This is a genomic window from Veillonellales bacterium, assembly GCA_039680175.1.
Lineage (GTDB): Bacteria > Bacillota > Negativicutes > JAAYSF01 > JAAYSF01 > JBDKTO01.
The window spans coordinates 81,836-92,641 of record JBDKTO010000067.1 but is presented as its reverse complement, the minus strand read 5'-3'; the positions used below and the strand labels follow the sequence as shown (position 1 = coordinate 92,641).

General features: G+C 43.9%; 9 protein-coding genes, 2 tRNA genes and 1 other annotated feature. All 11 genes read left to right on the top strand.

Translation table 11 applies throughout. The features are described 5' to 3' along the window. The first annotated feature begins 42 nt into the window (after positions 1 to 42). The 11 genes from coaE to ABFC84_10685 all read left to right on the top strand — a co-directional run bounded on the left by coaE (position 43) and on the right by ABFC84_10685 (position 10,792). A complete protein-coding gene (gene coaE / locus ABFC84_10735) occupies positions 43 to 660 on the top strand; it encodes a dephospho-CoA kinase (protein ID MEN6413214.1) in 618 nt (205 codons plus the stop codon). Between the two features lie 36 nt (positions 661 to 696). Then, a complete protein-coding gene (locus tag ABFC84_10730) occupies positions 697 to 1,260 on the top strand; it encodes a lytic transglycosylase domain-containing protein (GenBank protein MEN6413213.1) in 564 nt (187 codons plus the stop codon). A 45-nt stretch (positions 1,261 to 1,305) separates the two neighbouring features. Continuing rightward, positions 1,306 to 2,937: a peptide ABC transporter substrate-binding protein gene (locus ABFC84_10725; GenBank protein ID MEN6413212.1), complete on the top strand. Its 1,632-nt coding sequence runs from the start codon at positions 1,306 to 1,308 to the stop codon at positions 2,935 to 2,937. Positions 2,938 to 3,049: 112 nt separating this feature from the next. Then, positions 3,050 to 3,135: transfer RNA gene (locus ABFC84_10720), tRNA-Leu, on the top strand. 14 nt (positions 3,136 to 3,149) lie between these two features. After that, positions 3,150 to 3,235 (top strand) — tRNA-Leu (locus ABFC84_10715). Between the two features lie 228 nt (positions 3,236 to 3,463). After that, positions 3,464 to 3,716, top strand: a binding site (T-box leader). A 101-nt stretch (positions 3,717 to 3,817) separates the two neighbouring features. Then, positions 3,818 to 6,349 (top strand): AMP-binding protein, encoded by a 2,532-nt coding sequence (locus ABFC84_10710; protein ID MEN6413211.1) that lies wholly within the window; start codon positions 3,818 to 3,820, stop codon positions 6,347 to 6,349. Positions 6,350 to 6,839: 490 nt separating this feature from the next. Continuing rightward, positions 6,840 to 7,094, top strand: a complete 255-nt coding sequence (locus ABFC84_10705) for a sigma-70 family RNA polymerase sigma factor (protein ID MEN6413210.1) — start codon at positions 6,840 to 6,842, stop codon at positions 7,092 to 7,094. Positions 7,095 to 7,979: 885 nt separating this feature from the next. Then, on the top strand, positions 7,980 to 8,792 hold the full coding sequence (folP, locus tag ABFC84_10700) for a dihydropteroate synthase (protein MEN6413209.1): 813 nt from the start codon (positions 7,980 to 7,982) through the stop codon (positions 8,790 to 8,792). Continuing rightward, the gene (gene folB / locus ABFC84_10695; GenBank protein ID MEN6413208.1) at positions 8,782 to 9,153 is read left to right on the top strand and encodes a dihydroneopterin aldolase; all 372 of its coding nucleotides are present in this window, start codon (positions 8,782 to 8,784) and stop codon (positions 9,151 to 9,153) included. Before folP ends, folB begins: the two co-directional genes overlap by 11 nt. After that, positions 9,150 to 9,650 (top strand): 2-amino-4-hydroxy-6-hydroxymethyldihydropteridine diphosphokinase, encoded by a 501-nt coding sequence (gene folK, locus ABFC84_10690; protein MEN6413207.1) that lies wholly within the window; start codon positions 9,150 to 9,152, stop codon positions 9,648 to 9,650. Before folB ends, folK begins: the two co-directional genes overlap by 4 nt. An 11-nt stretch (positions 9,651 to 9,661) precedes the next feature. Beyond that, positions 9,662 to 10,792, top strand: coding sequence for a glycosyltransferase (locus tag ABFC84_10685; protein MEN6413206.1), 1,131 nt, complete (start codon positions 9,662 to 9,664; stop codon positions 10,790 to 10,792). Positions 10,793 to 10,806 lie beyond the last annotated feature (14 nt).

Here is a 10,806-nt window from a genome sequence, read left to right as displayed (position 1 = left end):
CGGCAATGACTTACTTTCTTAATAGAAGGTTGGAGTTTACTTATGTATATTGTTGGTCTGACCGGTGGTATTGCCAGCGGTAAAAGCGCTGTCAGCGGCATGCTGCGAGAGTTTGGCGCATATATTGTTGATGCAGATGAGCTTGCTCGTGCTGTGGTTTTACCAAAACAGCCGGCATGGCTAGAAATTATGGCCCGATTTGGGCCATCCATCCTACTGCCGGACGGCAGTATTGACCGGGAAAAATTAGGAGATATCGTATTTAATGATAAAACTGCGCGACAGCATCTGGAAGATATTGTACATCCGAATATTAAAGCAAGGGTTTTGGCAGAAATCAAAACTGCAAGCCAACAGGGAAAACAAATTGTAGTTTTGGATGTGCCGCTTTTATTTGAAGTTGGCTGGCAAAAGCTGACTGATGAAGTATGGGTCGTTTACGTGGATGATTCAGTGCAGCTACAGCGGTTGATAAAGCGAAACTGCCTTTCTGCTGAGCAGGCATTGGCAAGGATCCATTCTCAAATGCAACTAACGGAAAAGGTCCGGCTTGCCAATGTTATAATTGATAATAACGGTGATTTGGCTGCTACTCGCCGGCAGGTATGGGAAAATTGGCAGCGGCTGGAGAAAAAAACAGCGATGTGTACAATTGAATGATTTTGATTTTGTATTGTGGAGTGATCTGTTTTGCATATGCTAACCTGGATGAGAATCCTGGTATTTGGCTTACTAGTTTCTTTATTTTTCGGTTACTTCGGTTATAACAGTCACTGGTTCCAAAAAAAATATTCTTATCCATTTCCTTATCAGAGTCTTGTTTATCATTATGCTGCTAGAAATCATATCGATCCTTTTTTGGTGGCAGCAGTGATACGAACTGAAAGTAAATTCAATAATCAGGCCCGCTCGCCCAAAGGGGCAATGGGATTGATGCAATTGATGCCGGAGACTGCCCAATGGGTTGCAGATCAAATGGATTACCCTAATTTTTCTACGAGGGATCTGGAAAATCCGGAAGTGAGTATCCGGCTGGGAACCTGGTATCTGGCATCATTGAAAAAAGAATTTAATAATAACGAAATTTTGGTGCTGGCAGCTTATAATGGCGGGCGGGGGAATGTAAAACAATGGATGCGCCAGTATGGATGGACGATGTCTTTTTCTGATGTAAACCAAATACCATTTCAGGAAACCAGGGAATATGTTATAAGGGTGCTAAACAGTAGGCAGCATTACAAAGAATTATATATAAAATAGTGTGGAATCTGTTACGAGTTTTTATGGCATTTGGGAGGAGATAAATTGCGTATCCGAACTATTTTTATGCTTGCGATTCTCTTAGTTAATATTGTACTCATGACCGGCTGTGGACAAAAAGCTTTACCGCAGAATCCGGCGAAAGAGATAAAAACCGGCGGCCAGTTAACTTTCGGCAGCTTACAGGAGCCAAACACATTGAATCCATTGTTGTCCGATGTACTAGCTACGGCCGAGGTCAGCAGCCTGATATTTAGCGGTTTAGTGATTACTAATGACAAGGGAGAATGGATACCGGATTTAGCGTTAGACATCCCGACCGTGCAAAACGGCGGGGTCAGTCCCGATGGGCGCACAATAACCTATCGACTTCATCAGGGAGTCAGCTGGCATGATGGAGCACCATTTACCGCGGCCGATGTGAAATTCACCTGGCAGATCATCATGAATCGGAAAGTGAATATTGTGCAGCGGGAGGGCTATGACAAAATTGCTTCGATTGACACTCCCGATCCATATACGGTGGTTATTCATTTTCGCGAATATTATGCGCCTTATCTAACCTTGTTTTCCACAATTTTGCCGCAGCATCTTTTGGGAGCTGAGGAGGATATTAATAAAGCATCGTTCAATCGTGCACCGGTTGGAACAGGACCGTTTAAATTTAAAGAATGGCGTGTTGCCGAGGCGGTTGTACTGGAGGCAAATCCTGCTTATTTTCGCGGGAAACCAAAATTGGATGGAATTATTTACAAGGTGATACCGGATCCTAATGTTTTATTGACGCAACTAAAAGCAGGAGAAGTTGATCTTGTAACCAATATTCACTTTGCTCAATTGGATCAGGTGAAAACCGTTGCTGGAATGAACACAGTGATTACGCCCAATATGATTTGGGAGCATTTGGATTACAACCTGGACACCCCCATTTTCCAGGATGTACGGGTGCGTCAGGCCATTGTTCTGGCACTTGATCGTCGGGCTATTATCAGCAGTGTATTAAAGAGCGCAGCAAGTCCGGCAGCAGCGGATCAGTCCCCTTTGTCATGGGCTTATAACCCCACGCTGCAACCGGCGTCGCGAGATATAAATGCCGCTAAAGAACTTTTAACTGAGGCTGGCTGGTCTCAGGGGGCGGATGGAATTTTTTCTAAGGATGGAAAAAAATTATCTTTTACTCTTACGACTACCGCCGGGAATAAAATCCGCGAGCTTGTTGCCCAGACGATTGCTCAGCAACTTAAAGAAGCAGGAATTGGGGTGGAAATCAGGCCGGTAGAGACAGCCGCTTTTTTTGCTGATATTTTAAAAAATCGCCGGTTTGATATGGCAATGTATGCCTGGGTAGGTGGCGTGGATCCGGACAACATTGATTTATGGCATTCTAAAAGGATACCAACTCGATCCAATGGATACGACGGTCATAATTTCCCCGGCTGGCACAATTCTGAAGTCGATAATCTAACGGAAAAGGGCATTGCAACAGTGGATATAGAAGCTCGTAAGCAAATTTATTTTCGTATTCAGGAATTGATTATCCAGGAATGTCCGGTTGTTCCTCTTTACTTTCGAGTTAATATTGATGTAGTGAAGAAAACGGTAGCTAACTATCGACCTAATCCTACTCCGGCAGGTAATTTGTGGAATGCCTGGGAATGGGGTTTTTATACAAATTAGAAGTTGATTTTTAATCTCTGAAACTGAAGAAGATAATTTTTAAAAATTGCTTGACGATGTTTTGGTGTTATGGTAATATAACTATGTCGCTTGGAGCGGCATAACAGTAAATGCGGTCGTGGCGGAACGGCAGACGCGCTAGCCTCAGGAGCTAGTGGGGGCAACCTCGTGGTGGTTCAAATCCACTCGGCCGCACCATAAAATAAAGATTCGCGGTAGTGGCGGAACGGCAGACGCGCCAGCTTGAGGGGCTGGTGAGGGCAACCTCGTGATGGTTCAAATCCATTCTACCGCACCATAATGTAAAAATTATGTAGCTTACAGGCGCCTTGCCGGTAAGCTTTTTATATTGGAAGATTTGCATTCTGTTCCGCACCTTTAGCTTTTTTATTCTATCCCTATATAGAGTAAAAAGGATATAGGAGTGGAATGCCAGAAAAAAGTCAAAGAAAAGTTTACTCAAAATCCAATAAAACCAGGAAATCGGTGAATTCATCTCGAACTATAATTTAGGTAAATAAAATAATGAAATGCATTGATAGGGAAAAAACACTGCGATATGACGCTCCAGAGAACTGTTGATTGCTGAGAAACAGCGCGCGGCGCAGTGGAGAAACTCACCCTTGAGCAGTCAACTGAAAGCGGAAGTGAGTAAGTGTGAACGGCTTTCTCGCCGTTATCGTGAGAATTGCATTCGTCATTTTGATAATGCTGCCGAGTGGATATGTTGTATATCAACAAGAGTGGTACCGCGGAAGTCTAGTACTTTCGTCTCTTAGCAGAAATGCTAAGAGACGAAAGCTTTTTTTGTTACTGCGTATAGCTCAAAAAACAGACCGATTATGAGCGGTTTTAAAAAGGTTTACAAGGAGAGGTTACAATGAAACTTGCTTTTTCTACTCTTGGTTGTCCCAATTTCAGCTGGGCAGATATCTATTCTATGGCCAAGGATCTTTGTTTTGACGGCATTGAAATTCACGGACTTGGTAACGAAATATTTCCCACCTACGCACACCCTTTCACCGCAGCGCAGATTCCGCAAACGGTAAAAAAATTGTCGGAGCTGCATCTCGAAATTCCTTGCCTTTCTTCCGGTTGTTGCTTGAAGTTCACGGAAAAAGCTGAAGAAAACCATAAAGAGATCGTGCAGTATATTTTGCTGGCGGCCAAGCTTTCCACTCCCTATATCCGCATTCTGGCAGATCTTGAGCCTCAGTCCAACGATGATATGGATGACGGAGTTGTGCTTGACGCATTAAAACGCTTGATTCCAATTGCCGAAGAAAAGGGCGTAACCTTGCTGGTAGAAACGAATGGCGTTTATTCGGATACTGCCCGATTGTGCAGACTGCTTAATCAAGTGGCAAGCGACGCGGTGGCCGCTTTATGGGACATACATCATCCTTACCGATTTGCGGGTGAAACACCCGGACAGACGGTACAAAACCTTGGTGCATATATTAAATATGTGCATATTAAGGATTCCGTTGTGGAAAATGGCATCATCCGATACCGGGTAATGGGCGAAGGTGATTTACCGATTGATAAGTTCATACTGGCCTTAAACTCAATTAACTATGAAGGCTATGTTTCGCTGGAATGGGTCAAGCGCTGGGCTGCTGATTTTGATGATGCAGGCGTTGTTTTTTCAAATTTTGTCAACTATATGGAACGCTTTATTAAAAATAATGCAAGTGAAGGCCGCCTATTTGATAATAACACCAAGACGGGAAAATATATCTGGAAAAAGGATACGCTCATTGATTTGACCTTTCCCCAGGTACTTGACCGCATGGTTACAGAGTTTCCCGATCAGTATGCTTTTCGGTATACTACAATGGATTATACACGAACCTACTCGGAATTTCGGGATGATGTCGATACATTCGCCCGTGCTCTCATTGTATTGGGTGTTAAACCGGGTGATCACGTTGCGATCTGGGCAACTAATATACCTCAGTGGTTCATTACTTTTTGGGCAGCGACTAAAATTGGTGCAGTGCTTGTCACTGTAAACACAGCCTATAAGATTTATGAGGCGGAGTATCTTCTTCGCCAATCAGATACTCATACGCTGGTGATGATAGACGGATATAAGGATTCTGATTATGTCCGTACTATGAAGGAACTCTGTCCAGAGCTTGAAACCGCCGAAGCGGATAAACCATTATACATAAAGCGTCTGCCATTTCTGCGCAATATCATTACGGTTGATTCAAGGCAGAAAGGCTGTCTAACGTGGGAGGATGCCCTAGCCATAGCCAGTAAAATTCCTCTCGAAGAAGTTTATCGCCGCGAACGTTCTCTTAACAAACACGATGTATGCAACATGCAGTATACTTCAGGAACTACCGGTTTCCCGAAGGGTGTCATGCTTACTCATTATAACGTAGTGAATAATGGAAAAAGCATTGGCGATTGTATGGACCTTTCTACAGCCGACCGCATGATGATACATGTGCCGATGTTTCATTGTTTTGGTATGGTGCTTGCCATGACTGCTGCGATGACTCATGGCGTCACCATGTCACCGATACCTTATTTCTCTCCCAGGGTATCGCTGGAGTGCATTAATCGGGAGAAGATAACCTGCTTCCACGGGGTTCCTACTATGTTTATTGCCATGCTGGAGCATAAGAATTTTTCTACGACAAATTTTACTTATATGAGGACAGGCATTATGGCCGGTAGCCCTTGCCCTACCAAGGTAATGCAGAATGTCATAGAAAAGATGAACATGACTCAGATTACAATTGTATTCGGGCAAACCGAATCTGCACCCGGTTGTACCCAAAGCCGCGTGGATGATTCTGTTGCTTTGCGAGTTAATACCGTAGGCCGTCCGCTGCCTGGCGTTGAGTGCAAGATTGTCGATCCCGAGAGCGGTAACGATTTACCCGACAATGTGGACGGCGAGTTTATAGCCCGCGGTTACAACATCATGAAGGGTTATTACAAAATGCCCGAAGCAACAGCAGCTGCAATTGATAAAGATGGATGGCTTCACACCGGCGATTTGGCAAGGCGTGACGAAAATGGATACTATAAAATTACCGGGCGTATCAAGGACATGATCATACGAGGTGGTGAAAATATCTACCCTAAGGAAATTGAGGATTTTATCTATACACATCCTAAAATCAAGGATGTTCAGGTAATAGGCGTGCCAGACAAGCAGTATGGTGAGGAAATTATGGCGTGTGTGATTCTCAAAGAGGGAATGACAATAACTGAGGACGAACTTAAGGATTATATTCGTTCTCATATGGCCAAACATAAAACTCCCCGCTACATTGATTTTGTTACTGAATTCCCGATGAATGCCGCCGGAAAGATTATGAAATATAAGATGCGCGAACAGGCAATCGCAAAATTAGGCTTGCAGACAGATGACCAAATTGAGACCGCATGACAGGCGCTATTCAAGCCGTATATCTGTCATCTCGAATGTCAATAAATTTTTTTAACCTGGAAAACCGCTGCGCTTTCCTAGATAATAAGATAAACTACTTAAAAAGGGGCTGTTGCACTAAGCAGAAATTAACCTGCTTAGATGCAGCAGCCTTTTTATGAAAAAAATAATCCCCAGACTAAACAGCCTGAGGATTGCGTGTTAAAATTTATTTATGTCACTAAACAAACTAACACATAAAATTATACAAAACTAGGGTGCGGCGTCCCCCGCGAAGTAGACAGTCAAAACGCAAAGATTGCTCCCTATTTCACACGACGCTAAGGCAGCGGAATAATATTCTTCCGGAGAAGCATGTTACGTACGGTACTTGATGGTAACGGTTTTGTATGTTACAAAGGAAGTAAAATTCCACAACGAATATAGTAATGATGCAATAAAAATATACGGATAAATACATGGAGGAAATGAGATAACTTTAATTGATGTATTGGGAACGGCACCTGATGTGGTTGCGGAAACTGTGGAAAATCAGTGTGAATGTGAACGACTGAATAAGCAGATCAACCGTCTTAGCGGCCGGGAGAAGTGGGTGTTAGAGATGCGTTTTGGAATGCCGGATGGCAGTCGAAAAACGCAGAGGGACATTGCACAGATGTTGGGAATTTCTCGCTCCTATGTGTCCAGAATTGAGAAGAGGGCGATTGGTAAACTAGGGAAAAATTTTTCAGCTGAAGAAAATTAAATGCCGTCCCCATTTTTTCGGTTCTCTCGCGTAATCAGAGGATTGAACGTAGCGATGAGTTCGATGTGATTGTTCCTGGTTAAATGATGGTATTTTTTCAGAGTAAGCAGTATCCCCAATGACCGTTTTACCTTCATTTAGCCATGGCAAGATGCGTTTTTAGCCAGAGAATGAGGAATCTGCACTGTTGTTGTTATATCATAAACTAACCTACTCCCTTTGATACCTTAATTATACAGGAAAAGGTACAGCATCCTCATTTTCTTGAGGAACTATACCTTTTTTTGCATCTAAGGGACTTTTTCAGTGGCCTCGGAATTAAGCTGGCGGCTTTTCTGCAGTTTCGTCCCAATGTCATGACGGTTTTCCTGACCGCGATTTCGTCATTCGCATAACGGTCTTCACACTTAAATTTGTATAGCTGATTTTATTCTTGTATACTATTTATGGTACAATAAAATCATATTTTGTTGCAATGGGGGATAAAAAACGTTGAATCCACGAATTTTATTCATAGAGAATTTGGAGCAGGCTTGCTATGAACTGAACAAATTGAATTGTGATGAAATGGGCACTACTATTATGGCACCTAAGGCGGTATTCAAAACGATAAAAATAGAGGGACTGCCAACAAAGACGGCCAATCTTTTAAAACAAACCTTTCTGGCGAAGGGCGGCGAGGTGGCTATAGCCAGAGGGGCAGCGGATCTAAGCATTTCGCATACCGACGTTCTTATTTGTGCAACCATAAAACAATACCGGTTAGCTTTAGCGCAGCTGAAATTACAGCCATGGGGGTTGCCGCAGCTGGCAAACGAGATTGAGAGCGTCCTAAATGCCGTTCAAGCATTTCCCCGACGGGATTATTCATGGCCGGGAAAACGATTGTCCATTCTTCCGCATCGAACACTGGTCATGGGAATTTTAAATCTTACTCCCGATTCTTTTTCCGATGGGGGGGAATTTAATACTACTGATAGGGCATTGCAGCATGTTCAGGCAATGATTGATGCTGGAGCAGACATTATTGATGTCGGAGCCGAATCGACCAGGCCGTATCATGGGGCTGAAACTGTGTCGGAGGCGAAGGAAAAAGAACGGCTGCTGCCTTTGCTGGAAAAGATTCTTTCGGTATCTTCGGTGCCTGTGTCAGTCGATACTTATAAGGCAGGCGTGGCTGAAGCTGCCTTAAAACTGGGGGTACATATTATTAACGATATTTGGGGGCTGCAGGGTGATCCGCGAATGGCGGAAGTCGCTGCCCAATACCAGGTGCCGGTCATTATTATGCACAATCAGACAGGAACAAATTATGCGAAGGACATATTATCACAGATAAGTTCCTTTTTATATCGCAGTATTGAAGTTGGACGGGCTGCCGGCATTCCGTTTGAAAATTTCATTATTGATCCGGGAATAGGCTTTGGGAAAACCTCTGCACAGAATTTGCAAGTGATGTCGCAGTTGGAGGAATTGAAGACAATTGGTTGTCCTATGTTGCTTGGCACATCCCGCAAACGGTTTATCGGCGAGGTGCTGAACCTGCCGGTGGAAGACAGGCTGGAAGGTACCGGGGCTACAGTTGCCTTAGGCATAACCAAAGGTGCCAATATTATTCGGGTACATGACGTACGGGAAATGGCCAGAATTGCTAAAATGACAGATAGCATGCTAAAGGGGAGTTTCGATGAGCGATAAAATTTTATTGAAAAATATGATGTTTTATGGTTTTCATGGGGTTTACGAATATGAACGAGAACAGGGGCAGCGGTTTTATATTGATGTAGAATTGCATACCGATGCTGCCGTTCCGGGAGAAACCGATAACCTTAAACAAGCAATTGACTATAGCATTGTATACGGTCAGATTAAAGAAATTGTTGAAAATCACAGATTTCAATTGCTGGAAGCTTTAGGAACCCGTATCGCCAACATGCTTCTCGCTAATTGGAACGCAGTGACGGCTGTTACGGTGCGGCTGCGAAAACCGGCAGTACCGATTCCTGGTCCGATTGATTATGTACAAGTAGAAATTAACCGGAGCAGGGGTAAGAATTGATTGCGCTGGGATTGGGCTCAAACGTTGGTGAGCGTGAGAGCAATATTGTAACTGCTATTCAATTGCTGGCAGCACACAAGAACATTTTGATTGATGCGGTTTCTTCTTTGTATGAAACAGAGCCTGTCGGTGTGAAGGAACAGCCCGAATTTTTAAATGCGGTTATCCGGATTCGTACTCAATTGCTTCCACGAGAGTTACTGGCGGTGTGTCTCGGGATTGAGAAGAGAATGGGACGAGTTCGCGTAACCAGATGGGGGCCGCGAAATATTGATATTGATCTTCTCGTTTATGAGACGGTAGAGTTAAATGTACCGGAATTAATTCTACCGCATCCCCGCTTAGCGGCAAGACGGTTTGTTTTAGTTCCTTTAGTAGAGATTGCCGGCGATGAGATTATTACGCGAGGGTTGACGCCTATGAATTTATTAAAACAGACGGTTGACACGCAGAAAGTAAAACTTTATAAAATCAGAGACGGATTTTGGCATGATTAGGAGGGGAAGTCATGGACAGACCTTTTAAGGTACTATTCATTACCGCTCCCATTGGCTCAGGACACATTCGGGCTGCTCAAGCAGTTTCTCGCGTTTTTCGTTTAAAATATCAGGCCGACGTCCAAATTGTCAATGTTTTTGACTTTTTTAGTCCATGGCTGGGGAATACAATTTTGAAAATGTATTTAAAGCTACTGGCGGTGTTTCCCCAAATTTACGGCCGAATGTATCAATGGGGCAATGATGGTTCACTGGCTCTCTTCGGGCGGGAAGTGATCAGCTACTTTTTGGCTCGGCGGATGAAGCACTTTATTTCGGCATGTAACCCGGCAGTCATTGTTTGTACCCATGCTACTCCGGCCGGATTGGTAGCACGATTATTACATAGACAGGAGATTCATATTCCTTCTGTCGCAATTATTACTGATTTTGTCGTACATCGTTTGTGGGTATATCCGGAGTTGGATTATTATTTTGTTGCCAGATCAAAGATGCAGGAATATTTGCAGCAATATGGCATTGGGCCGGCCAAAAGCCAAACTACCGGAATTCCGGTAGATTTGGTTTTTGGCCAACCCTTTGACCGGCAGCAGATGGAAGAAAAACTTCAATTCGCACACAATATTAAAACAATCCTGATCATGGGCGGCGGTGCCGGTATGCTGCCAATCGACGAGATCATCGCTTTGTGCGATACCTTGGATATTCCGTTGCAAATAATTGCAGTTACGGGCAACAATACAAAAATGTATGAGAAACTGCGGCGTATTCCGCTTGCGCCCCAGCATCATCTGCGAATAGAAGGCTTTGTTGATAATGTTCATGAATTTATGGCGGCAGCGGATGTGCTGATATCCAAGCCAGGGGGCATGTCGTCGGCAGAAGCGTTGAGCCGCGGGCTGCCGATGCTGATTTATCATCCCATTCCCGGACAGGAGCAAGCCAATACCCAATATTTATTAGAACAAAAGGCGGCTCTCCGAGCCGATTCCCTGTCGGAACTCAAATCATTGCTAATCGATTTACTGGTACAGCACCCCGAGCGATTAATCTTTTTAAAGCAGCAGGCATTGGGGTTAGGACATCCGGCAGCCGCTGAAGTGATTGCCGACCGAATTTATTCTGATTTTTTTTCGGGATAAGACAGGAAAACGGT

Coding starts and splice junctions, on each gene's coding strand:
- coaE (MEN6413214.1), top strand. CDS start 43: ATGTATATTGTTGGTCTGACCGGTGGTATTGCCAGCGGTAAAAGCGCT.
- ABFC84_10730 (MEN6413213.1), top strand. CDS start 697: ATGCTAACCTGGATGAGAATCCTGGTATTTGGCTTACTAGTTTCTTTA.
- ABFC84_10710 (MEN6413211.1), top strand. CDS start 3,818: ATGAAACTTGCTTTTTCTACTCTTGGTTGTCCCAATTTCAGCTGGGCA.
- folB (MEN6413208.1), top strand. CDS start 8,782: ATGAGCGATAAAATTTTATTGAAAAATATGATGTTTTATGGTTTTCAT.
- ABFC84_10685 (MEN6413206.1), top strand. CDS start 9,662: ATGGACAGACCTTTTAAGGTACTATTCATTACCGCTCCCATTGGCTCA.